27 protein-coding genes and 1 tRNA gene are annotated in these 25,754 nt (G+C 30.7%); 18 read left to right on the top strand and 10 right to left on the bottom strand.

All coding sequences use genetic code 11. The annotated features are described in order from the left end of the window. The first annotated feature begins 29 nt into the window (after window positions 1-29). The 6 genes from Q4512_RS04420 (at window position 30) to Q4512_RS04395 (ending at window position 7,027) form a co-directional block, all read left to right on the top strand. A complete protein-coding gene (locus Q4512_RS04420) occupies window positions 30-1,163 on the top strand; it encodes an efflux RND transporter periplasmic adaptor subunit (protein WP_303422009.1) in 1,134 nt (377 codons plus the stop codon). 2 nt (window positions 1,164-1,165) lie between these two features. Beyond that, window positions 1,166-4,363, top strand: a complete 3,198-nt coding sequence (locus Q4512_RS04415) for an efflux RND transporter permease subunit (RefSeq protein WP_303422007.1) — start codon at window positions 1,166-1,168, stop codon at window positions 4,361-4,363. Further along, window positions 4,353-5,669: a TolC family protein gene (locus Q4512_RS04410; RefSeq protein WP_303422004.1), complete on the top strand. Its 1,317-nt coding sequence runs from the start codon at window positions 4,353-4,355 to the stop codon at window positions 5,667-5,669. The genes Q4512_RS04415 and Q4512_RS04410 overlap by 11 nt, the downstream gene beginning before the upstream one ends. Window positions 5,670-5,770: 101 nt before the next feature. Next, window positions 5,771-6,595 carry a Two component regulator three Y domain protein gene (locus Q4512_RS04405; protein WP_303422001.1) on the top strand — a complete coding sequence of 275 codons (825 nt, stop codon included), beginning with the start codon at window positions 5,771-5,773 and terminating at the stop codon, window positions 6,593-6,595. A 57-nt stretch (window positions 6,596-6,652) separates the two neighbouring features. Beyond that, window positions 6,653-6,835: a CPXCG motif-containing cysteine-rich protein gene (locus tag Q4512_RS04400; protein WP_303421999.1), complete on the top strand. Its 183-nt coding sequence runs from the start codon at window positions 6,653-6,655 to the stop codon at window positions 6,833-6,835. A 119-nt stretch (window positions 6,836-6,954) separates the two neighbouring features. Beyond that, window positions 6,955-7,027: transfer RNA gene (locus Q4512_RS04395), tRNA-Met, on the top strand. A 145-nt stretch (window positions 7,028-7,172) separates the two neighbouring features. Here the strand turns inward: Q4512_RS04395 and Q4512_RS04390 are convergent. The 10 genes from Q4512_RS04390 to Q4512_RS04345 all read right to left on the bottom strand — a co-directional run bounded on the left by Q4512_RS04390 (window position 7,173) and on the right by Q4512_RS04345 (window position 14,110). Then, on the bottom strand, window positions 7,173-7,628 hold the full coding sequence (locus tag Q4512_RS04390) for a pyridoxamine 5'-phosphate oxidase family protein (protein WP_303421996.1): 456 nt from the start codon (window positions 7,626-7,628) through the stop codon (window positions 7,173-7,175). Continuing rightward, window positions 7,621-8,544, bottom strand: a complete 924-nt coding sequence (locus Q4512_RS04385) for a mechanosensitive ion channel family protein (RefSeq protein WP_303421993.1) — start codon at window positions 8,542-8,544, stop codon at window positions 7,621-7,623. The genes Q4512_RS04390 and Q4512_RS04385 overlap by 8 nt, the downstream gene beginning before the upstream one ends. Window positions 8,545-8,554: 10 nt before the next feature. Beyond that, entirely contained in the window at window positions 8,555-8,851 is a 297-nt protein-coding gene (locus Q4512_RS04380; protein ID WP_303421990.1) for a chaperone modulator CbpM, read from the bottom strand. A gap of 2 nt (window positions 8,852-8,853) precedes the next feature. After that, a complete protein-coding gene (locus tag Q4512_RS04375) occupies window positions 8,854-9,753 on the bottom strand; it encodes a J domain-containing protein (RefSeq protein WP_303421987.1) in 900 nt (299 codons plus the stop codon). After that, the gene (locus Q4512_RS04370) at window positions 9,754-9,966 is read right to left on the bottom strand and encodes a hypothetical protein (RefSeq protein WP_303421985.1); all 213 of its coding nucleotides are present in this window, start codon (window positions 9,964-9,966) and stop codon (window positions 9,754-9,756) included. A gap of 82 nt (window positions 9,967-10,048) precedes the next feature. Further along, window positions 10,049-10,723 carry an ABC transporter ATP-binding protein gene (locus Q4512_RS04365; protein ID WP_303421981.1) on the bottom strand — a complete coding sequence of 225 codons (675 nt, stop codon included), beginning with the start codon at window positions 10,721-10,723 and terminating at the stop codon, window positions 10,049-10,051. Further along, on the bottom strand, window positions 10,723-11,985 hold the full coding sequence (locus Q4512_RS04360; RefSeq protein ID WP_303421979.1) for an FtsX-like permease family protein: 1,263 nt from the start codon (window positions 11,983-11,985) through the stop codon (window positions 10,723-10,725). Before Q4512_RS04360 ends, Q4512_RS04365 begins: the two co-directional genes overlap by 1 nt. Next, the gene (locus Q4512_RS04355) at window positions 11,985-13,064 is read right to left on the bottom strand and encodes an efflux RND transporter periplasmic adaptor subunit (RefSeq protein ID WP_303421977.1); all 1,080 of its coding nucleotides are present in this window, start codon (window positions 13,062-13,064) and stop codon (window positions 11,985-11,987) included. The genes Q4512_RS04360 and Q4512_RS04355 overlap by 1 nt, the downstream gene beginning before the upstream one ends. A gap of 6 nt (window positions 13,065-13,070) precedes the next feature. Then, complete coding sequence (locus tag Q4512_RS04350; RefSeq protein ID WP_303421974.1) at window positions 13,071-13,676, bottom strand: WG repeat-containing protein; 606 nt, start codon at window positions 13,674-13,676, stop codon at window positions 13,071-13,073. Window positions 13,677-13,693: 17 nt separating this feature from the next. Further along, window positions 13,694-14,110: a hypothetical protein gene (locus tag Q4512_RS04345; RefSeq protein ID WP_303421972.1), complete on the bottom strand. Its 417-nt coding sequence runs from the start codon at window positions 14,108-14,110 to the stop codon at window positions 13,694-13,696. A 143-nt stretch (window positions 14,111-14,253) separates the two neighbouring features. Here Q4512_RS04345 and Q4512_RS04340 point away from each other — a divergent pair, with 143 nt between their 5' ends. From Q4512_RS04340 to Q4512_RS04285, 12 genes are all read left to right on the top strand, one after another. Continuing rightward, on the top strand, window positions 14,254-15,495 hold the full coding sequence (locus tag Q4512_RS04340) for a PAS domain-containing sensor histidine kinase (protein WP_303421969.1): 1,242 nt from the start codon (window positions 14,254-14,256) through the stop codon (window positions 15,493-15,495). Further along, the gene (locus tag Q4512_RS04335; RefSeq protein ID WP_303421967.1) at window positions 15,495-16,550 is read left to right on the top strand and encodes a response regulator; all 1,056 of its coding nucleotides are present in this window, start codon (window positions 15,495-15,497) and stop codon (window positions 16,548-16,550) included. Before Q4512_RS04340 ends, Q4512_RS04335 begins: the two co-directional genes overlap by 1 nt. Window positions 16,551-16,635: 85 nt before the next feature. Further along, complete coding sequence (locus Q4512_RS04330) at window positions 16,636-17,481, top strand: universal stress protein (protein WP_303421965.1); 846 nt, start codon at window positions 16,636-16,638, stop codon at window positions 17,479-17,481. Between the two features lie 253 nt (window positions 17,482-17,734). After that, complete coding sequence (locus Q4512_RS04325; protein ID WP_303421963.1) at window positions 17,735-18,586, top strand: universal stress protein; 852 nt, start codon at window positions 17,735-17,737, stop codon at window positions 18,584-18,586. A gap of 14 nt (window positions 18,587-18,600) precedes the next feature. Further along, window positions 18,601-19,443 (top strand): universal stress protein, encoded by an 843-nt coding sequence (locus Q4512_RS04320; protein WP_303421961.1) that lies wholly within the window; start codon window positions 18,601-18,603, stop codon window positions 19,441-19,443. Between the two features lie 9 nt (window positions 19,444-19,452). Continuing rightward, window positions 19,453-20,286 (top strand): universal stress protein, encoded by an 834-nt coding sequence (locus tag Q4512_RS04315; protein WP_303421959.1) that lies wholly within the window; start codon window positions 19,453-19,455, stop codon window positions 20,284-20,286. Window positions 20,287-20,315: 29 nt separating this feature from the next. Beyond that, the gene (locus Q4512_RS04310; RefSeq protein ID WP_303421957.1) at window positions 20,316-20,765 is read left to right on the top strand and encodes a hypothetical protein; all 450 of its coding nucleotides are present in this window, start codon (window positions 20,316-20,318) and stop codon (window positions 20,763-20,765) included. A gap of 212 nt (window positions 20,766-20,977) precedes the next feature. After that, complete coding sequence (locus Q4512_RS04305; protein WP_303421955.1) at window positions 20,978-23,014, top strand: transketolase; 2,037 nt, start codon at window positions 20,978-20,980, stop codon at window positions 23,012-23,014. A 10-nt stretch (window positions 23,015-23,024) separates the two neighbouring features. Beyond that, on the top strand, window positions 23,025-23,678 hold the full coding sequence (gene fsa, locus Q4512_RS04300; RefSeq protein WP_303421953.1) for a fructose-6-phosphate aldolase: 654 nt from the start codon (window positions 23,025-23,027) through the stop codon (window positions 23,676-23,678). Between the two features lie 172 nt (window positions 23,679-23,850). Continuing rightward, window positions 23,851-24,438 (top strand): DUF6134 family protein, encoded by a 588-nt coding sequence (locus Q4512_RS04295; RefSeq protein ID WP_303421951.1) that lies wholly within the window; start codon window positions 23,851-23,853, stop codon window positions 24,436-24,438. 42 nt (window positions 24,439-24,480) lie between these two features. After that, window positions 24,481-25,248, top strand: coding sequence for a patatin-like phospholipase family protein (locus Q4512_RS04290; protein ID WP_303421948.1), 768 nt, complete (start codon window positions 24,481-24,483; stop codon window positions 25,246-25,248). A 36-nt stretch (window positions 25,249-25,284) separates the two neighbouring features. Continuing rightward, window positions 25,285-25,743 carry an RNA methyltransferase gene (locus tag Q4512_RS04285; RefSeq protein ID WP_303421946.1) on the top strand — a complete coding sequence of 153 codons (459 nt, stop codon included), beginning with the start codon at window positions 25,285-25,287 and terminating at the stop codon, window positions 25,741-25,743. Window positions 25,744-25,754: the final 11 nt, after the last annotated feature.

The raw sequence follows: 25,754 nt of genomic DNA, 5'->3' as shown, positions 1-25,754 counted from the left end.
TTTTGTAGTCTAATTACAAAACTAAACCAATGCGTAATATTATTTTATCTATTATTGGCATTCTGCTAATAGTTGGCTCTTTTTTCTTTGCTAAAAAACTAATTGCAGATAAAAATAAACCCAAACCAGTACAAGCAAAAATTGTTAAAACGGTATTTACAGATACTGTGCAAAATAGCACCATACCAATTGTTATTGCTGCCAATGGAAGTCTTGAAGCAAAACGTAGATTAGAAATCTATGCAGAAGTACAAGGGATCTTTAAACCAGGAAGCAAACTCTTTAAACCAGGACAGGAATATAGAGCAGGACAGACTTTAATAAAAATAGATGCTGCAGAATATTATGCAAGTGTACAATCTTCAAAAAGTAACTTGTATAATTCTATCGCTGCAATTATGCCAGATTTACGATTAGATTTTCCAGATATTTTTGACAAATGGCAAAACTATTTAAACAGTTTCGATTTAAATAAGACAACTCCGAAATTACCTGAAATGACTTCCGATAAGGAAAATTATTTCATTACAGGGAGAAGCATAGTTTCTAATTACTACAACGTAAAAAATTTAGAACAACGTTTAGCTAAGTACTATATTTCTGCTCCTTTTTCAGGAATTTTAACCGAAGCTTTAGTAACCGAAGGCACTTTAATTAGAAGCGGACAAAAATTAGGGGAGTTTATAGATACTTCTGTTTATGAAATGGAAGTCGCTATTAGTAAAGCTTATGCTAATTTGCTAAAAGTAGGAGAAAGTGTTGCATTAAATAATTTAGATAAAACCGAAACTTATACCGGTAAGGTATCTCGTGTAAACGGAAGCATTGATGCTACTACACAAACCATTACTGCCTTTATAGAAGTGAAGCATGAAAATTTAAAAGAAGGTATGTATCTGGAAGCAAATCTAAATGCAAAAGAAGAGAGTGATGCGATAGAAGTGGATAGAAATCTTTTATTAGAAACCCAACAAATATTTGTAGTTAAAGATACTTTATTAGATGTTATAGATGTAAAGCCAGTATACTTTTCGGATACAAAAGTGGTTTTAAAAAATGTGCCAAACGGAACCATTATACTTAAGAAATCGGTTCCAGGTGCTTATGCAGGAATGTTAGTTAAGCCTTTTGAAGAAAAAAGTAATACCAAAGACAAGCAATAAGCATGAGAAAACTTATAGAATATTTTATAAAGTATCACGTAGCAGTTAATATCTTTATTATTGCTTTTGTAATTTTTGGTTATTTAGGAGTAACTTCCTTAAAGTCTTCGTTTTTCCCTTTAACCGACTCGAAAATTATTAATATTAGTGTTACCTATCCTGGAGCTTCACCGCAAGAGATAGAAGAAGGTATTGTGCTTCAAATAGAAGATAACCTAAAAGGTTTAAAAGGTATTGATCGAGTAACTTCGGTTTCTAGAGAAAATAGCGGAACCATTACTGTAGAAATTGAAAAAGGAGAGAATATTGACTTCATGTTATTAGAGGTTAAAAATGCTGTAGACCGTGTGCCTTCTTTTCCATCAGGTATGGAACCTTTAATAGTAGCAAAACAAGAAGCTGTTAGAGAAACAATTTCCTTTGCTTTAAGTGGTGAAAATATTCCGCTAGTAACCTTAAAACAAATAGGTAGACAAGTAGAAAACGATTTAAGGGCTATCGATGGGATTTCACAAATAGCAATTTCTGGTTATCCTGATGAAGAAATAGAAATAGCTGTAAACGAAACGAGTTTACTAGCTTATGATTTAACCTTTAACGATGTTTCGCAAGCCGTTAGTACAGCTAATATTTTAACTACAGGAGGAACTATAAAAACAGATGCTGAAGAATACCTTATTCGTGCAAATAATCGTTCTTATTATGGTGACGAACTGTCTAATATAGTAGTTCGTGCTTCTAATGATGGCAAAGTGGTGCGTTTAAAAGATGTGGCTATCATACGTGATCGTTTTTCAGAAACTCCAAATGCTACCTATTTTAATCAGAAATTATCGGTAAACATTTCGATAACAAGTACCAATTCTGAAGACTTAATTTCTTCCGCAGATAAAGTAAAAGAATATATAGAATCATACAATCAAAAACATAATAATGTACAATTAGATGTGGTTCGTGATTTGTCTAAAACATTAAATCAACGTACCGATTTATTAACAGAAAATGCCATTGTAGGTATGTTATTAGTACTCTTGTTTTTATCGGTTTTCTTGAATACACGTTTGGCATTTTGGGTTGCTTTTGGCTTGCCAATTTCGTTTTTAGGAATGTTTATTTTTGCAGGACAGTTTGATGTAACCATTAATGTATTGTCACTTTTTGGAATGATTATCGTAATTGGAATATTAGTAGATGATGGAATTGTAATTGCCGAGAATATTTACCAACATTACGAAAAAGGAAAATCGCCAATTGATGCTGCAATAGATGGTACTATGGAAGTAATTCCACCAGTAGTTTCAGCCATCATAACAACGCTACTAGCATTTTCACTATTCTTGTTTTTAGATAGTAGAATTGGTGAGTTTTTTAGTGAAGTAGCAGTCATTGTAATACTTACTTTAGTTGTTTCTTTAGTTGAAGCTTTAATTATACTGCCTGCGCATTTAGCACATTCTAAAGCTTTAAAACCGCAAGTTGAAGTAGAGAATCCTTCAAAAATGAAGCAATTCTTTTCTAAGATGCGAGTAATAAATAAAGCAGGAGATAACTTTATGAACTTTCTTAGAGATAAATTATATACACCTACAATCACATTTGTATTAAATTTTAAATTACTTTCTCTTGGAATTTTTGTTTCCTTGTTAATTTTAACTTTTGGTTCTATTGGTGGCGGAATTATTGGAGTTACTATGTTTCCATCGGTTGCTAGTGATAGAGTATCTATAGAATTAGATATGCCAAATGGAACCAATGAGAAAATTACAGACTCTATTATTTCTATGATAGAAGAAAAGTCTTTTATTGTTAATCAAGAGTTAACCGAAAAATACTTAAAAGGAACCGATAAACAGCTTTTTGAAAATACTATATTAAACATTAGTAGTAGCTCTAGCGCAAGTTTAAGTATTAATTTATTACCAGGAGAAGAACGTCCAGATGCTATAAAATCCTCACTAGTGGCTAATCGATTGAGAGAACTTGTTGGACCAGTAATTGGTACAGAACGTTTGATCTTTGGTTCTGGAGGTAATTTTGGAGGAAGTCCGGTTTCGGTTTCTCTTTTAGGAAATAATATTGACGAACTTAAAGCAGCCAAAATAGAGCTAAAACAAGTTCTAGAATCTAATCCGTTATTAAAAGATATTGAAGATAATGATCCTGCAGGTATAAAAGAAATACGTATTGAACTTAAAGAAAGTGCTTACTTATTAGGCTTAAATTTAAGCACAGTAATGAGCCAAGTGCGTTCTGGTTTCTTTGGTACACAAGCACAACGTTTTCAAAGAGGACAAGACGAAATTCGTGTTTGGGTTCGTTACGATAGAACCAATAGAGCTTCTATTAATGATCTAGACGATATGCGAATTGTAACTCCAACAGGAGAACGAGTAACACTAAAAGATATCGCATCTTACACCATAGAAAGAGGTGACGTTGCTATTAATCATTTAGAAGGACAACGTGAAATACAAGTATCAGCAGATTTAAAAGATCCAAGTACAAGTACTACAGATATTTTGGCCGATTTAAAAAACATAACCATGGTGGAGCTAAAATCTAAATACCCAACCATATCTGCTTCTTTTGAAGGACAAAATAGAGAAAAGGAAAAATTAAATAGTTCTTTGGCAAAAGCAGGGATTCCAATTTTATTCCTAATTTATATTGTCATAGCCTTTACGTTTAGAAGTTATAGTCAGCCATTATTATTAATGCTTTTGGTTCCATTTAGTTTAACAGCAGTTGCTTGGGGACATTGGATGCTAGGTTTTTCTGTTAATATTTTATCCCTTTTAGGTATTATTGCCTTAATTGGTATTATGGTAAATGATGGCTTGGTGTTAATAGGTAAATTTAATACTAATTTAAGAGAAGGCTTAAATTTTGATGATGCGCTTTTAGATGCAGGTAAATCACGCTTTAGAGCTATTTTCTTAACCTCATTAACAACTATAGCAGGTTTAGCTCCTTTACTTTTAGAAAAAAGTAGACAAGCACAATTTTTAAAACCTATGGCCATTTCTATTTCTTTTGGTATTGCTTATGCAACTATTTTAACGCTTTTAGTTTTGCCATTATTCTTATCGTTTAGTAATACTATTAAACAAAAAGTAAAATGGTTAGCCACTGGAAACAAAGTAACAAAAGAAGAAGTAGAACGTGCTATTAAAGAACAAAATGAAGAAAATGAACATTAAAATAACCACATTATTTTGCTTTGTTGTAGGATGGAGTACTTGCTATGCACAACAGGAGTTAAGTCCAGAAGATGCTGTGAGCTATACTTTAGATAATAACTATGGTATTAAAGTGGCAAATAAGGAACTAGAAGTTTCAGAAAACAATACTAGTATCTATAATTCTGGATATTTACCATCTGTAACAGGGAGTGCAGGAGCAACGTATAATTTAGATAATAATGAATCTGAATTTTCAGATGGAAATATAACCAAATTAAATGGCGCGGAAAGTTCTAATTATAACGCCTCTTTAGATGTGAATTATACGTTGTTTGATGGTTTAGGAAGAAAGTATAATTACCAAAGTTTAAAAGAACAATACCAACTTTCCGAATTACAAGTTCGTGAAACTATTGAAAATACAATCATTGAGTTGTTTACCATTTATTATAATGTAGCACAGCTTTCAGAAAATGCAGATACTTTTCAACAAACTTTATCTATTTCTAAAGATCGTTTGGTACGTTCCGAATATCAATTTGAATATGGCCAGAACACAAAACTAGAAGTCTTGAATGCCGAGGTAGATATTAATAACGATAGTATTAATGTAATTAATACGAACCAGCAATTAAATAATACCAAGCGAGATTTAAACTTGGTAATGGGAAATGTTTTAAACGAAAATTTTAAAGTAAATACTGAAATTAATTTTCTTTTAGATATTAATAAAGAAGCGCTACTGCAAAAAGCAAAATCTAGAAATGTTGCATTAATGCAAGCCGATAAGTCGATACAAATAAGTGAATTAGATATTAAATCTGGAAAGTCTTCGTATTTACCAACTTTAGGTTTAACAGGTTCTTACGGATGGAATAAAAATAATAATAATGCGGCATCTTTTTTAGCAGGATCTACAAATACTGGTTTATCTGCAGGGCTTAATTTAAGCTGGAATATTTTTGATGGAGGAAGCACAAAAACATTAGTGAAGAATGCTGAAATAGCGCTACAAAGTCAAGAGATTCAAAAGGAAGAAATACTACTTTCTTTAGAGCGAGATTTTAATAATGCTTGGGATGATTATCAAAATAAGTTAACTATTTTTCGTGTACAGGAGAATAATATAGTAACTGCCCAAAATAATTTTGATCGTTCGCAAGAAAAATTCAAAATAGGTCAAGTAAATTCAATTGAATTTAGACAAGCACAACTAAATCTTCTTAATGCCGAATTAAGCAGGAATCAAGCGAAATATGAAGCGAAACTATCCGAATTACAGGTGTTACAGCTAAGTGGAGAATTGCTAAATATTGCTTATTAAAAGGAGGGATTTATTCTGACTGTGCATTTCATCGAATAAATTTGGATTTTATCTAGTTATCAATTAGTTTCGTAATAGAATTAATCCCAAATCTATTCATTATGAAGACTTTAAAGCTAACCACACTATGTCTTTTTATTAGTACTATTTTATTTGCTAATGTTTCACAAATTGAAAAAGAAGCACTAATAGCTTTGTATAATACTACCCAAGGAAGTCAATGGAATACTTCATGGGATTTAAATAAACCGGTTGCAACTTGGTATGGTGTTACTATTCAAAAGGATAAGGTTGTAGGTCTTAATTTACATAACAATAATTTACAAGGAACACTTCCTCAAGAAATAGGAAATCTTACCAATCTTCAAAATATAAATCTTGGTTTTAATAAAATAAAAGGTCATTTGCCTAAAGCATTCTTTAATTTAAAAGAATTAAGATCGGTAAAATTATTTGTAAATGCTTTTGAAGGAGATATACCTAGCGAAATAGGACAGCTAACTAAATTAGAGGTTTTAGAATTATTTAGTAATACTTTTACAGGAGAAATACCAACTACTATTGGAAACTTAACAAACTTAAAAACGTTAGTATTAGGAAGCAATTACTTAACAGGTAATATACCAACAGAAATTAGTTTATTAGCACAATTAGAAACATTAAGCGTAATAGATAATAAGTTAGTTGGCGAAATACCAGCAGAATTAGGCAATCTAATTCATCTTAAAGAGCTCGTTTTGGCAAGTAATGCACTAACAGGTAATCTACCAGTAGAACTAAATAAACTTACAGAGCTAAACACGATAATGGTTAGTGGTAATAAGTTAAATAAAGATATGGTTAGTATTATAGATCGAAGACCAGAAGACATACAAATGAAACTTCAGTTTATTACAGACTCTGCTTTAGCAACAGAAGAAGATTAATAAGCGTAATTTTATATTTATTAAATAGGCAAAATTTATTTTGCCTATTTTTATTTCATGGAAGAACACTTTTTTCAATGCCCATATTGTTGGCAAGATATATCGATGTTATTAGATAATAGTATTTCTAATCAAAGCTATATTGAAGATTGTGAGGTGTGTTGTAATCCTATTGAAATAAAAGCACAATTTATTAATTTAGAACTTGCTGGTTTTCAGGCAAAAAATATTGAGCAATAATTTTTTTTAAAATTATCCTTGTAATATCTAAAAAGCGTTGTATATTTGCAGTCCGAAACAATTTGGTCGCCATTATGAAGCGAAAGTTAAAAGCTAAGTAAATTGTTTTGATTTAAAATCGCGGGATAGAGCAGTAGGTAGCTCGTCGGGCTCATAACCCGAAGGTCACTGGTTCGAGTCCAGTTCCCGCTACTAGTAAAGCTTCACAGAAATGTGAGGCTTTTTTTATACCGTAAAATGTGAGGTATATCACTTTCTTTTATGTTATCCCTTTTGTTAAATGTTTATTAGTGTAGTTAAAAGATGTACAATTCGGCATACATCTTTTATAGGATGTTTATTTAGATCGTTTTTTTCCAGTAATTTTTTCGATTTTTATTAAAAATACAGCAGGAATTTCATCTTTATAAATTTTACTAGAAAAGTCACTAATAAAATTTGCTTTGGTATGTTCTTTTTCTATAATAATATCTTTAATTCCTAAAGAGAATTTGTGTAAATAGGCTTTTGCATCACTACCAAAATGTTGTTCAAATTTGCCATGCACTAGAACAGATTTCCAATTGGTTACGTCATCCACATCTGAAACGAGCAAAGAAATTGTTGGGTTTTGTCGCATCGCGTTCATTTTGTGTCCATCTCCAGAGTAACATATAATCGCATTGCTTACTTTGTCAAAAAAGTAAGTAATTGGTATCACATAAGGTGCTTTTTTAAAGATGTATCCTAATTGACCAATGTAGTTGTTTTCTAAAATGTATTCCGTTTCTTTTTCTTCTAAATTTTTAAACATGGCTTTTCGTGGTTTTAGTGTTTGAATTATCTATTTTTAAATCTGGTATTTTAATAAGCTCTATTGTTTCCGAAGCCAAAACAACTTTACCATTAGTAGTTTCAATTTCTCTTCTAATCAAATCATTTAATTGGTGTTTAGTATATCTTCTTTTTTTGTAATCTACAATATATCTTAAGTTAAATGAAATCCAGTTGTCTGTTAACGTAGTTGCGAGTGAAGGTTCTACCATAGCATCCTCTATATAATATTTTTTTACAACTTCCTGCCATTGTTCTTTAGACGCTTTAGTATATTCAGCAAGTGTGGTAGTCGCAGCTTTAATGATTATGGATTTTGCCAACGCAATATCAGAACCATAACGAATAGGTAAATTGAACTCGTCCCAAATAAAAGGGAAATCTTTGGAGTAGTTATAAACAGGACCTTTAAATACAAACGCATTACTTAGTTTTACAATTCTACCTGTATAATTATCACTTTCTACCCATTGTCCAATTTCCATCATGGTGGTATAAATACTATCTACGTCAATAACATCTCCTTTTATTCCATTAATTTCAATTCGATCTCCTGGTTCGTATACTTTTACAATAAAAATATATACAGAGCCTGCAATACTTAATATTAATTCTTGTAACGTAAAAGCTAATCCTGCGGAAAGCAACCCTAGTGTAATGGTAAAGTCTTTAATGCTTCCGGTGAAATATAAAATAGTAACAAAAGCAAGTATAAAATAGCCTAGTAATTCTACTCCTTTTTGCGATTTATACCTTACGGAAGTATTCGCTATATTTCGTTTTAAAAACCTTCTAATAAACTGAATACACAATAATACAAATCCAGCGATTATAAGGTATTTAAGTATGCTTTTCACAAGAGGATACTCTAGAAATAATTGCTGTATGGTTTCCATTTTTATATGTCTATAAATCTTCGTAAAGTCTTAATGTATTTTGAAGTGAGGTTATTTTGTTTTGCATGTTTTCTACGCGCTGTAATAAATGATAAACAGCATCTAAACCTTCTAAATTAATATGAAGATCAAAGTGTAAACGGATCAGTTTTTCAACCTCGATAATTTGTGTTGTTTTAATAAAATGATCATTATTTAAAACCACAATTTCAATTAGTTCATATTCCTTTAAATCATGGATAAACGTTGTAGGCACTTTGTAATGCGAGCAAAAGGTGTTGATCGAAATTAAATCTGTTACTTCCATAATTATCTTAGTTTTTGAAGTTCTGTAAATAACTCTTTCTCTTTATCCGTAAGCTTTGTAGGTGTTTTTAGTTGATATGTAATATATAAATCGCCAAATTGTCCTGCTTTTTTGTATTTCGGAAATCCTTTTCCTTTCAACTTCACTTTCGTTCCGTTTTGCGTCTCTGGTTTAATTGTTAATTTAACTTTGCTAGTAAACGTATCCACCATCAAATCGCCACCAAGCATTGCGGTATATAAATCTAAATTTACAGTAGTGTAAAGGTTGTCTTTATTTCTTTTGAATTTTGTGTGATTATGAATGGAAAACTGAATTAATAAATCACCATTTGGTCCACCATTAACTCCTTTTCCACCATGCCCTTTAATCTTAATGGTTTGCCCGTTTTCTACTCCAGCAGGAATAGTAATTCGTATGTTTTTATTATTTACAGTAAGCGTACGCTTGTGCTCTTCATAAACATCTTTAAGATCTAACTGAAGTTCTGCATTAAAATCTTGTCCTCTAAATCTAGAATTCCCTGAACCTCTTCTTCCTGAAGCTTGCCCGCCAAACATATTGCCAAAAATATCTTCGAAATCTCTTTCACTATAACCGCCAGAACCTCCTGCTTGCCCTTGGTACGCCCGTTGCTGTCTGCTTTGCTGTTGTTTTGCTTGTTCGTAGGCTTCCGAGTTTTGCCAATGCTCTCCATACTGATCGTATTTTTTGCGATTTTCAGGATTACTCAATACTTCATTAGCCTCATTGATTTCTTTAAACTTTTTTTCCGCTTCTTTATCATTCGGGTTTAAATCGGGATGATGTTTGCGAGCCAATTTTCTGTAGGCTTTTTTTATGTCTTTTTCAGATGCTGTTTTAGAAACTCCTAAAGCTTTATAATAATCTATAAATGCCATTTATTTCGTTTTATGATTTTCAATATGGTGTTTTAACTTTTGCTTTAACGTATTTAAGTAATCTTGCAAAACCGTAGGGTTTATATCTGGGTGTTCTATGGAGGGAATCGTACTTGGATCTTCCATTAAAAACGTATATAACTCTGGATAGTTAGTCTCAATGTTATAGGTTAGCTCTGTAATTTGCGTTAATAACTCCTGTTCTGTTTTCATGCCTAAACCTGTTTAATACCTATAAAATTACTAATAAAATTATAAGAATAATATGATTAAAATCAGTTTAAGGTGTTAATTATTAGCTAATTATTCTACCATCTTCCATAGTAATAATACGATCGGTACGATTAGCGAAATCTTCGTCATGTGTGACAATTAATAAGGATAGGTTATCCTCTACGCTCAATTTTTTAAATATATTAAAGACATTATCTGCATTATGGCTATCTAAGTTTCCGGTAGGTTCATCTCCCATAATAATTAATGGGTTATTTATAAGCGCTCTAGCAATTGCAACACGTTGTTTTTCTCCTCCAGAGACTTGAGATGCTCGCTTATGTGCTAAATGTTCGATGTTTAATATTTTAAGTTTTTCAAGTGCGTCTTTTTCAATTTCTTTAATACTTTTTTCGCCTAGTTTTTTAGCAGGAAGCATCACGTTTTCTAAAACTGTAAACTCGGAAAGCAAATAATGAAACTGAAATACAAAGCCTATATGTTTATTTCTAATAAACGTTAGTTTTTGTCTGCTTTCTCCGGTTATTAAATCGTTATTCAAATTTAATTCTCCTTCGTATTCTGTGTCCATAGTAGATAGGATGTAGAGTAAGGTAGATTTTCCACAACCAGATTTACCCATTATGGAAACGAATTCGCCTTTATTAATTTTAAAATTAATATCCTTAAGCACATGAAAAAGTACAGGTTTTTTAAAGTATTTATTTATGTTTTTTGCTTCTAGAACTGTTTCCATTATTGTCCTCTTATTATTTTTACTGGATCTATTTTTTTAGCTTTAAGCGATGGTAAATAACCTGCAAAAAAGGTAGAGATGATTGCAAAGGAGAAACCTATTATATAATACCAAACATTAAAATCAATAGGATAGGTATCTACTTTTGCTAATGCATCTGTTTTAAACGGAATAGTGCTAATTATATTCGTGAATATTAAGCCTATTAATAGTCCTAGAATACCACCTATGATACCAATTATCAATGCTTGACTCATAAAAATGTACTGCACATCATTCCCCGAAAAGCCGATTGCTTTTAAGATAGCAATATCATTCATCTTTTCATAAATAAGCATGCTTAAAATATTATAAACACCAAAACCAGCGACGATTAATAAGGCTATAGATACGGCGTAAGTAATAAGGTTTCTAACATTTGTTCCTGTTTCAAATTGTGCATTAGCAGTTTTAATATCTATTGCAGTTACATTAAATTGTTGCTCTGTTTTTTGAGATAAGAGTAGTGCTTTTTCGATATCATAAAGCTTTACATTAATATCTGTGATGTAATTTTGTGCTTCTCCTAAAATACGTTGTACAGTTTTTAAGTTTACAAAACTTTGAATGGCATCTATATCGGAAATGCCACTTTGATAAAATCCTACAATTTTTAAAGGAAATATATCTCCTTTTATCGTGCTTATTTGAACTCTGTCACCAACAGATAATGCCATTTTTTTTGCAATACCAGAGCCTAATAATATGCCGTTTTCTGTGTTTTTAAGTTTTTCGGGAGAACCCGCAATAATATAATCTCTAAAATTAAATAGTCTCGCTTCTTCAACTGGTTGTATTCCTGTTAGATTACCTGCAATTTCAATAGATCCAGCTATGTAAAATATTTGCATTTTTACTTGAGGAATGGCACCTTTTACTTCTTTGTTTTTATTTAAAAAATGAATAATTGGTGAAGCGTTATGAATTTTTTTTTGACTTAATTTAGGTTTAATGGAATGCACCACATTAAAGCTGTTTTTAAACGCATCATAGCCATCTACGGGTTGTTTTTTTGAAGGTTCAATTTCGTTATAAATATGAATGTGAGGGGTTTGGTTTAAAATTAAATCGTCTAGCATATTATTTAAACCTGTCATAAAGCTAACTAAAGTAATGTAAGCGCCAATACCAAAAGTAACACCTAAAGCAGCAATAGCAGTAGACTTAAATTTGGTTATTAGTTGCTTTTTTGCAATGTCTAATATGACGGTCCAGTTTACCATTATTCTGGTTTATATATATAGGTGTCTTTGGTAATCCCACTTAAGACTTCCGAGAATTCCATATTTTCTAAACCTGTTGTAATAGGCACTAAACCATCATCTGTGTTTACTTGGTTGTTATCTGTGATGTAACTTTTTGGAACCGTTAAAATCTTTTTCTTTTTAGATATTATAATATTTGCTTCGCCAGAAAGTCCTGGGTACAGTACTTTTGGGGGTTTTATAAATAGGGCTTCCACTTTAAAAGTTTGATTTCTCGCATCTTTTTTAGGATATATTTTTGAGACTTTGCCTTGTAATACTTTACCTGTATAAGCATCCAACGTTACTAAAACATCTTGGTTTTTTATAATTTTAACGATATCTACTTCATCTACCAACATTTCAATGATAAAGGTAGAAGCACTTCCAATAGAAGCAACAGGTTCCATGGTATTCACTAATTCTCCAGGTTCTTTATAGAGGGCATAAACTTTGCCATGAATAGCACTTCTTACAGTGAAATCTTTCGTGCTAATTAATGCGGTTTGGTAGTTGTTTTGTGCTTGCTTAACACTTATGTTTAAGTGGTTTTTAGTTTGGTTGTATTTGTTTTTAAGTACAGCTAAATTGTTTTTAGACAGTTGGTGGTTTAATTGTTTTGTGTCAAATTCAGCTTTAGATCCAATGTTTTGTTTCCAAAGATTTTGTTGTCTGAAAAAGGTAATCGAATCGTTTTTATACTTCAGAATAGCAGCTTCTATTTCCTCTTTAATTCCAAATAAAATAGCAGCGTTTCCGTTGTAATTTTCTTTTGCTAAATCTAAAGATAGCTTTGCGTTTTGCGTATTTAAAACTGGTGTGTTGTTTATTATTTGAGAGATGGCTTCGTCTTTTTTTATGTTATCACCTTCTTCAACAAAATTCTTCTCTAAAATACCTGCAACAATGGCATAAGCTTGGTATAAACTATCTGGTTGTATAGTGACAGAAGTGTAAACAGACTCTGTTAAATCTTGTTCTGAAGGAAGGATTTTGCCCTCCTTTTTAGAGCAGGAGAAACAAAAAAATAGTAAGGCTATTGCAAATAAATATCTCATTTGGTATTAGTCTATTTTTTTTATAATCCATTGTTTGTTTTTTGTCATAACAGCTACTAATTTTTCAGAAAGGAACTTGGATGATATCACTGGTGCTTTCTTTAAATTTGTAGTCGATAATTCTACAGGAGTAGCTTCTGTTAAATAAGTTATAACCTTTCCGGAAGAATCTATAACTACTTGAAAATAGTTGTATTTCACGATGTCCTTATTAAGCAGGTTGTTTTTACCTAAATCTACTTTAACTAATTCTAATGCGATAGCATAATTATTGGAAAAGGTAGTAGCATTTAAAAACTGAGGTTCAATAACAGTTTTTCCAGATGTATCAATAAATCCATAATAGTTTATACCATCTTTTTGTTGTTGGATTAAGCATCTTTCGTTATTAAAAACCGGAGAAGAGCCAGCTTCTGTTTTTGTTTCCGTTAAATCTTCTCGAAAATCTATAACAATGGAGCCTTCTTTATTTATAAAAGCCCATTGATTATCTTTTTTGATAGCTGCTAGGTCTTCTTTAAATGTTGAAATGTAGTCTATGTTTTCTAAGGTTTGTGTAAACCCAAAAAGAGGGATCAGTAATAGAGCGAATAGTAATATTGTTTTTTTCATGATCTTATTATTTATAATTATATATCTGTCTTTCTTAATTCCATTTCAAGCTTCGCAAGTAGTATTAGTTCGGATTTATTTTTTCCTGAAAAACTATTGGCAATCGCATTAGCAGTTTGTAATATTAATTGATTAACAGATGGAGAAAAAAAATGATTTTGTGCCTTTTTATAGTTTATAAAATCTGCGTAGCATTTTTCTACATCTAAATTGTTTTCACGATGCAGTATATCGAAAATAAATTCGATTTGGTAAGCGCTATCCGTGCCAAATGTATCTTTTAAAGTCTCTGTTTTTAGCCATTTCGATTTAATAATTTCTTTCAAAGTTATCACCTCTAAAGGCGTGATACTTTTATCTGCAGCAGCTATGGCGTAAAATAGATTTCCTAAGTTTTTATAGAAATTTAGAGTTGTTTTGTGCTTTTTTTTCATACTGTAGGTGTTTCCTAAGTATAAATATAATTACCTGTTAGCTATTAAATTATGATATTAATCAGTTATTAGAATTAAATAAGTGTGGTTTAGGACATATAGTTTTGTATTTTTAAAGCAGTATTAAAACATTATAATTATTTATGTTTAAAATAGACCAGGAGATTTTTAATGTACTTTTTGAAGCCGTTTCAGAAGGTGTAATTGTTGTAGATGAAAAACAGAATATTGTTTTTACAAACGCTTCAACAGATCTCATGTTTGGCTATAAAAAAGGCGAACTTATAAACCAAACGTTAAATGTACTTATTCCAAAAAATTATCATGCCGGTCATGGAGCACATTTTAATGGTTTTATGAAACACAAGGAAAGTAGACCAATGGGACGAGGTCGAGATTTGTTTGGAGCACATAAAGATGGAAGCAGCTTTCCTGTAGAGGCTGGATTAAATCCGTTTAAAATGGATGGCGAAGGATACATAATGGCTTTGGTAATTGATATTTCTGTACGTAAACAACAAGAACTAGAAATACAGCAGTTAAATGAAGATCTGGAAGAGAAAGTATTTCAAAGAACCAAAGAATTAAGCGCTACTATAGATGAATTAAAAGGCGTCAATATTAAGTTGGATGCAGAAAATAAAAAACGAATTGAAGCAGAGAACAAAATAAAAAATGCACTTAAAAAGGAAATCGAACTTAACGAACTCAAAACAAAATTCTTATCGCTAGTATCGCATGAGTTTAAAACACCATTAAGCGGTATTTTAACATCCACCATGTTGTTAAGTAAGTATAAATTAGAAGAACAACAAGCAAAGAGAGATAAGCATATTGAAACAATTACCAATAAAGTGCACTATCTAAATAATATATTAAATGATTTTTTATCTATTGAAAAATTAGAAACAGGTAATGTAAATTATAAGTTTAGTACTTTTAAATTAAGTAAAGTTGTAGACGAAGTAGTTTACAATGCAAATATGCTTTTAAAATTTGGACAAAAAATAAGTTATCCAGAAAATATTGATCATATTTCGTTAACACAAGACGAGAAAATTATGGAATTAGCTTTGTCAAACCTAGTGCATAATGCTATTAAATATTCACCAGAAAACTCAACGGTAAAAATAATTGTTCATCAAGATAAAGAAAATACAATCATTCAAATAATCGATAATGGTATTGGAATTCCTGAAAAAGACCAAAAAAATATATTTAACCGTTATTTTAGAGCAGAAAATGCATTGCTAACACAAGGAACAGGAATTGGACTAAACATAATAAAAACCCATTTTGAAAATTTAGGCGGAACCATATCGTTTACAAGTGAAGAAAATAAAGGATCCACATTTATAATTACAATTCCAAATATTGCCCAATAATGAAGAAAATTTTATTAATTGAAGATGATGTTGTTTTAAGAGAAAACACAGCCGAACTTTTAGAGCTTTCTAACTATAATGTCGTTACAGCTGCAAATGGAAAGTTGGGAGTAGAAGCAGCAATTAAAGAGCTTCCAGATATTATAGTTTGTGATGTCATGATGCCAGAATTAGATGGTTATGGAGTATTAGAAACTTTGTTTAAAAATGAAAATACACAAAACATTCCGTTTGTTTTTCTATCTGCAAAAACTGAACGAAAAGATGTAAGAAAAGGAATGGATCTTGGTGCAGATGATTATATAACAAAGCCTTTTGATGAAAATGAACTTATTAGTGCTATTGAAAGTAGAATTGCTAGAGCATCTATTTTAAAAGACATAAGAGATAAGGAGCATACAGAAATAGAAACAGAAGAAGAGGATGAAATAAGAACACTTAACGATCTTAAAAACTATTTTGATGACAATGGAAAACCTTTTCATTTTTTACAAGGCGATATAATTTATAAAGAAGGTCAAAACTCCAATTATATATTTTTAGTAATTCAAGGTATCGTAAAATGTTATAAGTTAGACGAGCAAGGCAAAGAGCTTACAACTGCTTTGTATAAAGAGGATGACTTGTTTGGTTACACCTCGTTTATTCAAAATATAGTGTATCAAGAATCTGCAGCAGCAATTAAAGAAACTAAATTAGTTGGTGTTTCTAAAGATCAACTAAAAGGTATTTTAAATACTAATCATAAAGTGACTTTAGAACTTATACAGTTGCTTACAGACGATTTAAAAGGAGTTAAAGATCAATTATTGGAAATGGCGTATAGCTCTGTAAGTAAAAAAACAGCAAGTACCATTTTAAAATTTTCCGAAAAATTAAATTGCAAACCTAACCAGCCTATAAAAATTTCGCGTAGTGATTTGTCTAGTGCTGCTGGTATTGCCACCGAAAGTCTAATACGAACCTTGTCTAGTTTTAAAAAGAAAGGTTTAATTGAAATTGAAGGTAGAAATATTAAGATTCTAGATATTGAAAAATTAGAACAAATAGTTTAATTTTTTAAAAATAGTATCAAAGTGATATTCGTCATATTTTAAAAAGACTGTTAAAATTAACTTTGTTTTTTTAAGTAGAATACCAATGTATAATATTTTATTACCAACAGACTTTTCTGAGAATTCATGGAATGCTATTAAATATGCTTTGCATTTTTACGAGTATTCCATATGTAATTTTTATTTGCTCCATGTAAATAAACTAAATAATATAGCTATGGATGATACCTCATATATAGCTACTTCGACTACGATACAAGACGAATATATTAAGCCTTCTAAAAAGAAGTTGGTAGCACTTTTAAAAAAAATCGCTAATCAAATACCTAATAATACCAATCATAAGTTTTATACCGTTTCAGATTATAATTTTTTTATTGAATCGATAAGAGAGCAAGTTCAAGAAAAAAAAATAAATACCATTGTAATGGGAACAAAAGGAGCTTCTGGTCTTAAAAAATATATTGTTGGGAGTAATACTGCAGATGTAATAACAAAAGTAAAATGCACCACTTTAGTTGTGCCAGAAAACGCAAAGTATCATAAAATTGAAGAAATAGCTTTTCCTACAGATTATTCTATAAATTATAACCTGCAAACCTTATTTCCGCTTTCCAAAATTTTAGACAGAACCACTTCGCAATTAAGAATTATACATATTAAAACAGAGGCTGAAAAATTAAATACTAATCAAGAAAAAAATAAAGAATTATTAGCAGATTATTTTAATAATTACAAGTATAGTTTTCATTATTTAACAAGTAAAAAAGTGGAAGATGCTGTGCAGTGCTTTATTGAAAGCAGAGATGTAGACTTAATAACTATGGTAGCTAAAAATCTTAATTATTTTCAGCAAATATTATTTCATAATAAAGTTGAAGAAATTAGTTACCATACAGATATTCCCTTTTTAGTAATGCATGAAATTTAAAAAAAAAATGGAACTATGACTTTAGTCATAGTTTCTCATTTTTTATAAAAGTATATTTATAGTGTAATTTAAGGGGTTTATGTTATACTACATGAATTAAATTACTTGCTATTAATCCATGAAAAAGCCAGATTAAAAAATCTGGCTTTTTTTATTTTATGAAACTCTTTTCTTCTTGGTTTACTGATATTTATCATAGTTTTTTTTAGTTTACTTTTTTAATTTTAATGTATTAAAAATAAACACTTTAGGTATGATGAAAATAATGATTCCAACCGATTTTTCCAATAATGCAATGAATGCTATTACCTATGCATTAGAGTTTTTTAAATATCAAAAAGTAGAGTTTTACTTCATGCATGCATATCAAGCTGAGGTATATAATCATGAAGCTTTATTAAGTAGAACAGATTTTAATGATATTTTGAAACGTGTTAAGTTGCAATCAGAAGAGAATTTAGCAGACTTATTGCGTACTGTTAAAGAAATTTCTCCAAATCCTAGATTTACCTATTATACGATATCTGCTTATAACTCTTTGCTTGACGAATCCGATTTAATCGTAGATGGTAAAAATATAGACCTCGTAGTGATGGGAACTAAAGGAAAGAGCAATACAAGAAATATAACCTTTGGAAGCAATACACTACAGGTTTTAAAATATGTACGATGCCCAATATTGGCGATTCCAGAAGATTATAAATATCAACAACCTAAACACGCGCTGTTTCCAACTAATTATTTAATTCCATATAAGAGAAGAGAGTTAAAATTAATATGTGATTTGCTTTCCCCGTTTAGAACAAAAATAGACATGCTATATGTATCTAAAAATGGCAAATTGTCTTTCAGACAGGAAGATAATAAAGCATTTATTGAAGAAACTATTTGTAAAAATAATATAAGCTATTACACTACAGATAATAAAAAGATAGATAGCGCTATTAATACGTATGTTTCCGATAATACTATAGATTTTTTAATTATGGTAAATACACAGCATTCTTATTTAGAGAATATATTATTTCAATCTACTATAGATAAAATAAGTTTAAAACTTGAAGTTCCATTGCTAGTGTTACAAAACTTAAGACGTGAATATTAAAAAAAATAAACACCATGAAAAGAATATTATTACCAACCGATTTTTCTAATAATGCATGGAATGCTATTCAATATGCACTACACTTATTTAAAAATGAAACATGTTTCTTTTACATTTTAAATACATATACTCCAGTTATTTATCAAATGGAATATATGCAAGTTAGCAATGCGCAATTCAGTGTGTTTGATGCTGCCAAAGAAAGCTCTTTAAAAGGTTTAGCTACTATTAAGACCAGAATTAATGAAAAATTTTCTAACCCTAAACATACTATTGAAACCATTTCTGCTTTCAATAATTTAATTCCAGAAATAAAAGAAATCGTAAATCGTGAAAATATAGATTTGGTGGTTATGGGTACGCAAGGAGCTTCCAATGTGCAAGGTGTGTTGTTTGGCTCTAATACGGTTCATGTTTTTAAAAGCATTAGAGTGCCAGTTTTAGCTATTCCTAGTAATTTTGAGTTTGAACCACTTCATGAAATTTTATTCCCAACAGATTATGAGGTAGCTTTTCAAGATAAACAAATGCTTCCATTGGTAGCGATGGCATCAGCATATACCTCTCGTGTTAATGTTTTACACGTTAATTATGGAGAATCACTTTCCGAAAAACAACAAATAAATAAACAAAAGCTAGAACTGTATTTTAAACATGTAGCACATTTATTTCATGATGTGAAAAATAATAATGTGGAAGACGCTATAAATGAATTTCAAAGAAAAGCTAGAATTAATTTTCTAGTAATGATAAATAATAAACACTCCTTTTTTGAAAACTTATTCTTTAAATCAACTATTAATCAAATAGGGTTTCATCTTAATATTCCATTTTTAGTTATTCCTTCAAAATTATAAATATTAAAAATGAAAAAGAATATATTAATACCAACAGATTTCTCTGATAATGCTTGGAGTGCTATAGTTTATGCCTTAAAATTATATGCAAAAGAATCTTGTACCTTTTATTTTTTTAATACTATAAATAATGAGGCTTTAGCGCAAAGAAGCCTTGTTACTGGGCATTTTTTAGAAGAACTAAAAACGAAGGCATGGCAAAAGTTACTCGATTTAAAAGAGCTGGCTATGGTTTCTAATGATACCGAAAATCATGATTTTGAAATTGTTTTAAGTACTGAAAAATTAACTTCAGCTATTTTAAATACGATTAAAGAATATCAAATTAGTCTGGTAGTTATGGGAACAAAAGGAGCATCTAATAAAGACACCATTTTCTTTGGTAGTAATACCATATCTGTTTTTAAAAATATAAAATCCTGCCCAGTTTTGATTGTGCCAGATGAGTATGATTTTGTAAAACCAAAAAAAGTTGCTTTTCCAACAGATTATAATCGTTTTTATAAAGATACAGAACTAGAAGCCTTAAGCGAAATAACCCAGTTATATAATGCTACGATTAAAATAATTCATATTCAAGAAAGAAAAGAGTTAAGTAAAGTACAACAGTATAACCTTAATCAGTTGGATAGATTTTTACAAGATTTTGAGCACAGTTTTCATTGGATGCCAAATTATGCTAAAAAAGCAACAGTAATTAATGATTTTATTGAAGAGTTAAGTATTGATTTACTTGCAATAGTAAACTATCAGCATAGTTTTATTGAAAACCTTATTAAAGAACCAGTAGTGAAAAATATAGGTTCTCATCCTATAATACCATTATTAGTAATTCCAGAATAAATAAAATGTAAACTTTTAAATATATAGCTATGATAACTACAAAAACGCAAAACAAATATTTGGAACTTATGAGTGCATCCGAAATGCACCAAGCATCTAAAAAATGGTATTCCGAATTAAGCTTTATAAAAGATGAACAATTATTTTTAGACGATTTAGTAACAACGTATACTTTACAGCTTATAAATAAAGAAGAATTTGCAGATACTACAGAAATAGTAGACGTTTTAAATAGATCTCAAAAACGAAATAATGAACTCTTAAATATTGTTAGAACGCATACCAATGATTTAGAAGTTTTAGTCGATAATATTAAGCAACCTAAAGAAGAAGTAGGTTATAAAAAAGAGCATAAAGAACTTATAAAAGTGATTAGTGAATTTTTTATCGATTATAAAAATCTAAAAACACAATTGTTTCAAATCTTTAAAAATATTTTAAAAGATGAAAAACAAATTCGTTTACTAAATAGAGAATAAGTGGAAAACAAATCATTTTTAATATTTCAATACGCTTAACTAGTCTTTTCTTTACTATTTATTAATAAATAAAGAGGATGTTTATAAAACGGTAATAACCTTAATAATTTATCCTAGATTAACTATTAATTTTATGAAATAATGAGCATCTTTGTAATGCTAATTTTTATTAGAAATTAAACAAGTTTATTAAACGTATCAAAATATTAAAAATGAACAAGCAAATTGACCAACAAGCAGCAGATAACATAAGAGCCTTGGCTGTAGCTATGGTAGAAAAAGCCAAGTCTGGACATCCAGGTGGGCCAATGGGAGGCGGAGATTTTATGCATATTCTGTATTCCGAATTCTTTAACTACGACCCATCAGATATGACGTGGCCGTTTAGAGATCGTTTTTTTATGGATGCTGGTCATTTATCTACTTTAATGTATGCGCAATATTATCTTTTAGGTAATTATAAAAAGGAGGATGTAGCAAACTTTAGACAATGGGGTTCTATTACTCCTGGCCACCCAGAAGTAGATGTTGCAAGAGGTGTAGAGAATACTTCAGGACCTCTAGGTCAAGGACACACTATGGGAGTTGGAGCTGCAATTGCCGCAAAATACTTACAAGCACGTTCTGGAGATTGGATGAATCATAAAGTATATGGTTTTATTTCTGATGGAGGAATTCAAGAAGAAATTTCACAAGGAGCTGGTCGAATTGCTGGTCATTTAGGTTTGAATAACTTTATTATGTTTTTCGATTCTAATGATATTCAATTATCCACTTCTACAGATGAGGTGACTTCTGAAGATACTGCCATGAAGTATGAAGCTTGGGGATGGAAAGTAATAACTATCGATGGTCATAATCATGACGAGATTAGAAAAGCTTTAACAGAAGCTAATAACGAAACAGAAAAACCTACTTTAATTATTGGTAAAACAATAATGGGTAAAGGTTGTGTTACTGCCGATGGAAGTAAATATGAAGGACATTGTGATTCTCACGGACAACCAATTAGTAAGACCGGTGCAGATTACGAAAAAACATTATTAAACCTAGGTGCAAACCCAGAAAGTCCTTTTGATATTTATGAAGAGGTGCAAGCATTTTATAAAAATATTATAGCTGAAAAAACGGCTCAAGCTGCCAAAAAGAAAGAAGAAATTGCTAGTTGGAGAAAAGCAAACGAAGCATTAGCAACTAAATTAGACTTTTTCTTATCTGGTGAATTACCAGAATTAGATTTTTCTTCAATAACTCATAAAGCTGGTTTAGCAACAAGAGCAGCTTCCTCTGGAGTATTAGGGTATTTAGCCGAAAATGTAGAGAACATGATTGTTTCCTCGGCAGATTTATCAAACTCCGATAAAACAGATGGTTTCCTTAAAAAAACACACGCTATACAAAAAGGCGACTTTACAGGTTCTTTCTTGCAAGCAGGAGTTGCAGAGTTAACGATGGCTTGTATTGCTAACGGATTAGCTTTACATGGAGGAGTTATTCCTGTTGTTGCGACATTTTTTGTGTTTTCCGATTATATGAAACCTGCAATTCGTTTAAGCGCATTACAAGAACTAGGTGTCAAATACGTTTGGACACATGATGCGTTTAGAGTAGGTGAAGATGGACCAACTCACCAACCAATCGAGCAGGAAGCACAAATACGTTTATTAGAAAAACTGAAAAACCATAGTGGGGACCCAAGTTTCTTAGCTTTACGCCCTGCAGATGCCGCAGAAACTAGTGTTGCTTGGAAAATGGCTTTAGAAAACAAAAGCAGACCTACTGGTTTAATTCTTTCGAGACAGGGAATTAAAGATGTAGAGCCACAAGGAGATTCAAGATACAACGAAGCTTTAGCTGCCGAAAAAGGTGGTTATTTAGTAAAAGAAGTAGCAAACCCAGATGTAGTTTTAATCGCAAACGGATCAGAAGTTGCAACCTTAGTTGCTGCCGCTGAAATATTAGAGAAAGAAAATAATCTAAAAGTAAATATAGCCTCTGTAATATCTGAAGGTGTTTTTAGATTACAATCTAAAGACTATCAAAATAGTGTGATTCCTAAAAACAAACCATTGTTTGGCTTAACAGCAGGTTTACCAGTAAACTTAGAAGGTTTAGTTGGTGATGCAGGTAAAGTTTTTGGTTTAGAACACTTTGGCTATTCTGCACCAGCTACCGTATTAGATGATAAATTTGGATTTACCGGAGAGAAAGTAAGCAAACAAGTATTAGAATATTTACAAACAGTATAAAAGAATAGATATGAAATTTTTTATTGACACAGCAAACCTAGAACAAATTAAAGAAGCTCAAGATTTAGGAGTTTTAGATGGTGTAACAACCAATCCGTCTTTAATGGCTAAAGAAGGAATTACTGGAGCAGAAAATATTTTAAACCATTACAAAAAGATTTGCGAACTTGTAGAAGGAGATGTTTCTGCCGAAGTTATATCTACAGATTTTGATGGTATGGTGAAAGAAGGGGAAGCTTTAGCTGCATTACATCCGCAAATAGTTGTAAAACTTCCAATGATTGCAGATGGTGTAAAAGCTTGTAAATATTTTTCAGATAAAGGAATAAAAACAAACGTAACCTTAGTTTTTTCAGCAGGACAAGCTTTATTAGCAGCCAAAGCTGGTGCAACTTATGTTTCTCCATTCTTAGGAAGATTAGATGATATATCTACAGATGGTTTAAATCTTATCGATGAGATTAGAATGATTTACGATAACTACGGATTTAGAACTGAAATTTTAGCTGCATCAATTCGTCACACAATGCATGTTATTAACTGTGCAAAATTAGGAGCAGATGTAATGACAGGACCTTTATCTTCTATTACAGGATTGTTAAAACACCCTTTAACAGATAGTGGCTTAGCTAAGTTTTTAGAAGACTATAACAAAGGAAACTAAAACAAATTCTGTTTCATTTAGAACAGTGTTTATTCAAATAAAAAAGTAGATTGTACCTTAAATACAATCTGCTTTTTTGTTTTAAAAAAATATGTAAATTAAAAATTTATTCTATTCGTAGTTTTTTCTCTTTCTTAAAATGTAGTAATTTTAGACTAATTAAAAAAAAATCATGATTTGGTATTTTATACTTTTCCATATTCTTTCATTTCCAAAGACAGAAGTAAATACAAAAACTACCATTTTAAATTTTGATATTATTTTAAAGGATAAAGTTGTTGGAGAGCTTCAAGCATCTAGAAGTAATAAAGATTCAGAAATTCATTACAAGAGTATAACCAACATAAAGACTAGATTTATTACCGAAATAAATGTAGACTATAAATACAATGTAGTTTTTAATGATAACAGTTTAAAAAAAGCAGATGTTATTATCACCGTAAACAACAAAACACATGCAGAAACTACCACTAAATGGCTGGGGAATCATTATTCTATTATAGAAAATGAAAAAGCGAAAGTATTTAATGCGTCTATTGATTATAGTACGATATTAATGTATTTTGAAGAACCTAAAGGGGTGTCTCATTGTTTTTCTGAAGAAGATGGAACCTTGAATATTATTAAATCTTTGGGGAATCATACTTACAAGAAAATAAATTCTAAAGGAAAAGAAAACATATATTATTATAAAAACGGAAAGCTTACCAAAGCAGAAATTGATGGCGGATTAATTAACTTTCAAATGATTGCTAAATAAGTAATAATATGTAAAACTCTAAATCATTAAAATAACTAAAAAATGAATATAGGATTAGTTTTGTCGGGAGGTGGAGTTAGAGGAGTTGCTCATATTGGAGCAATTAAAGCTTTAGAGGAAGCTGGAATATATCCTACACATATTTCTGGCACAAGTGCAGGCGCAATAGTTGGTTCTTTATATGCAGGCGGATTGACTTGGCAGGAAATTCTTCATTTTTTTAAAACCATTCCTATATTTAGAACCAATAAATTTACCTTTAAAAAACCAGGTTTTATTGATACAGAAAAACTTGCCGATGAATTTCATAGTTGTTTTCCAGAAGATAATTTTAGTAGTTTAAAAAAAAAGCTTTTTGTAGCAGCTACTAATATCGAAACCGGTAAATTAAAGATTTTTAGTTCTGGAGAATTAATAAAACCCATTTTAGCATCTGCTTCTTTTCCTGGTGTTTTTACTCCTGTAAAAATTGAAAATTCACATTATATTGATGGTGGAGTACTTAATAATTTTCCAACAGAACCTTTAAAAGGGATATGTCAATCCATGATTGGAGTGTATGTTAACCCTCTAAAACCAATTAAAGCAAGAAGTCTAAAACATTCGTATTCGGTGTTAGAAAGAGCATATAAAATTATGGCAGAATCTCATTCCATAGCTAAATTTTCAGACTGTGATCTGGTTATTTCTCCAGAAGAACTTGTTCGCTTTGGTACGTTTAATATGAAGAGTATGGATGCCATCTTTGACCTAGGATATACTAATACAAAAGAAAAAATCGCGAAAAATATTTTTAATTTAAAAGGATAGTCTTCTCCTATATTTATAAAATTATATTTTTGTAAAATGGTCGATAATTTTGAAAATGAATATTTCGGGATCGGAATTCAAAACGGAAAAACACCCGAAAACTTAGGAGTGCTTTGGCGTACAGCTCAAAACTTAGGAGCAAGTTATATTTTTACCATTGGAAATAGATACGCCAAACAAGCTTGCGATACACATAATGCAGTAAAGGCTATGCCATATTTTCACTATCCTACTTTTGAAGATTTTTATAACAACATTCCAAAAGGGGCAAGATTAGTTGGCGTAGAATTAGACGACACCGCTATAGCTTTAGAAACTTTTCATCACCCAAGACGTTGCGTGTATTTACTAGGTGCAGAAGATCATGGTTTGTCTAAACAAGCCATAGAAAAAAGCCACTTCTTAATTAAATTTAAATCCCAATTGAGCTTAAATGTATCAGTCGCTGGAAGTATTGTGATGTATGATAGAGGAATAAACAAACCAAGGTCGTAACTTTGCAATCT

Origin of the sequence: Oceanihabitans sp. 2_MG-2023 (genome assembly GCF_030547245.1) — a bacterium.
In the GTDB taxonomy this organism is placed as follows: Bacteria; Bacteroidota; Bacteroidia; order Flavobacteriales; family Flavobacteriaceae; genus Oceanihabitans.
The sequence above is the reverse complement of the archived record's forward strand: the minus strand, read 5'-3'. Positions and strand labels throughout refer to the sequence as shown.

Bases quoted from the DNA above. Each gene is read 5' to 3' on its own strand.
- Q4512_RS04340 (WP_303421969.1), top strand. From the start codon at position 14,254: ATGTTTAAAATAGACCAGGAGATTTTTAATGTACTTTTTGAAGCCGTT.
- Q4512_RS04385 (WP_303421993.1), bottom strand. From the start codon at position 8,544: ATGGAAACCATACAGCAATTATTTCTAGAGTATCCTCTTGTGAAAAGC.
- Q4512_RS04360 (WP_303421979.1), bottom strand. From the start codon at position 11,985: ATGGTAAACTGGACCGTCATATTAGACATTGCAAAAAAGCAACTAATA.
- Q4512_RS04380 (WP_303421990.1), bottom strand. From the start codon at position 8,851: ATGGAAGTAACAGATTTAATTTCGATCAACACCTTTTGCTCGCATTAC.
- Q4512_RS04410 (WP_303422004.1), top strand. From the start codon at position 4,353: ATGAACATTAAAATAACCACATTATTTTGCTTTGTTGTAGGATGGAGT.
- Q4512_RS04365 (WP_303421981.1), bottom strand. From the start codon at position 10,723: ATGGAAACAGTTCTAGAAGCAAAAAACATAAATAAATACTTTAAAAAA.
- Q4512_RS04355 (WP_303421977.1), bottom strand. From the start codon at position 13,064: ATGAGATATTTATTTGCAATAGCCTTACTATTTTTTTGTTTCTCCTGC.
- Q4512_RS04310 (WP_303421957.1), top strand. From the start codon at position 20,316: ATGATAACTACAAAAACGCAAAACAAATATTTGGAACTTATGAGTGCA.
- Q4512_RS04305 (WP_303421955.1), top strand. From the start codon at position 20,978: ATGAACAAGCAAATTGACCAACAAGCAGCAGATAACATAAGAGCCTTG.
- Q4512_RS04405 (WP_303422001.1), top strand. From the start codon at position 5,771: ATGAAGACTTTAAAGCTAACCACACTATGTCTTTTTATTAGTACTATT.
- Q4512_RS04295 (WP_303421951.1), top strand. From the start codon at position 23,851: ATGATTTGGTATTTTATACTTTTCCATATTCTTTCATTTCCAAAGACA.
- Q4512_RS04345 (WP_303421972.1), bottom strand. From the start codon at position 14,110: ATGAAAAAAAAGCACAAAACAACTCTAAATTTCTATAAAAACTTAGGA.
- Q4512_RS04420 (WP_303422009.1), top strand. From the start codon at position 30: ATGCGTAATATTATTTTATCTATTATTGGCATTCTGCTAATAGTTGGC.
- Q4512_RS04390 (WP_303421996.1), bottom strand. From the start codon at position 7,628: ATGTTTAAAAATTTAGAAGAAAAAGAAACGGAATACATTTTAGAAAAC.
- Q4512_RS04315 (WP_303421959.1), top strand. From the start codon at position 19,453: ATGAAAAAGAATATATTAATACCAACAGATTTCTCTGATAATGCTTGG.
- Q4512_RS04320 (WP_303421961.1), top strand. From the start codon at position 18,601: ATGAAAAGAATATTATTACCAACCGATTTTTCTAATAATGCATGGAAT.
- Q4512_RS04415 (WP_303422007.1), top strand. From the start codon at position 1,166: ATGAGAAAACTTATAGAATATTTTATAAAGTATCACGTAGCAGTTAAT.
- Q4512_RS04400 (WP_303421999.1), top strand. From the start codon at position 6,653: ATGGAAGAACACTTTTTTCAATGCCCATATTGTTGGCAAGATATATCG.
- Q4512_RS04330 (WP_303421965.1), top strand. From the start codon at position 16,636: ATGTATAATATTTTATTACCAACAGACTTTTCTGAGAATTCATGGAAT.
- Q4512_RS04350 (WP_303421974.1), bottom strand. From the start codon at position 13,676: ATGAAAAAAACAATATTACTATTCGCTCTATTACTGATCCCTCTTTTT.
- Q4512_RS04335 (WP_303421967.1), top strand. From the start codon at position 15,495: ATGAAGAAAATTTTATTAATTGAAGATGATGTTGTTTTAAGAGAAAAC.
- Q4512_RS04370 (WP_303421985.1), bottom strand. From the start codon at position 9,966: ATGAAAACAGAACAGGAGTTATTAACGCAAATTACAGAGCTAACCTAT.
- Q4512_RS04325 (WP_303421963.1), top strand. From the start codon at position 17,735: ATGATGAAAATAATGATTCCAACCGATTTTTCCAATAATGCAATGAAT.
- Q4512_RS04290 (WP_303421948.1), top strand. From the start codon at position 24,481: ATGAATATAGGATTAGTTTTGTCGGGAGGTGGAGTTAGAGGAGTTGCT.
- fsa (WP_303421953.1), top strand. From the start codon at position 23,025: ATGAAATTTTTTATTGACACAGCAAACCTAGAACAAATTAAAGAAGCT.
- Q4512_RS04285 (WP_303421946.1), top strand. From the start codon at position 25,285: ATGGTCGATAATTTTGAAAATGAATATTTCGGGATCGGAATTCAAAAC.
- Q4512_RS04375 (WP_303421987.1), bottom strand. From the start codon at position 9,753: ATGGCATTTATAGATTATTATAAAGCTTTAGGAGTTTCTAAAACAGCA.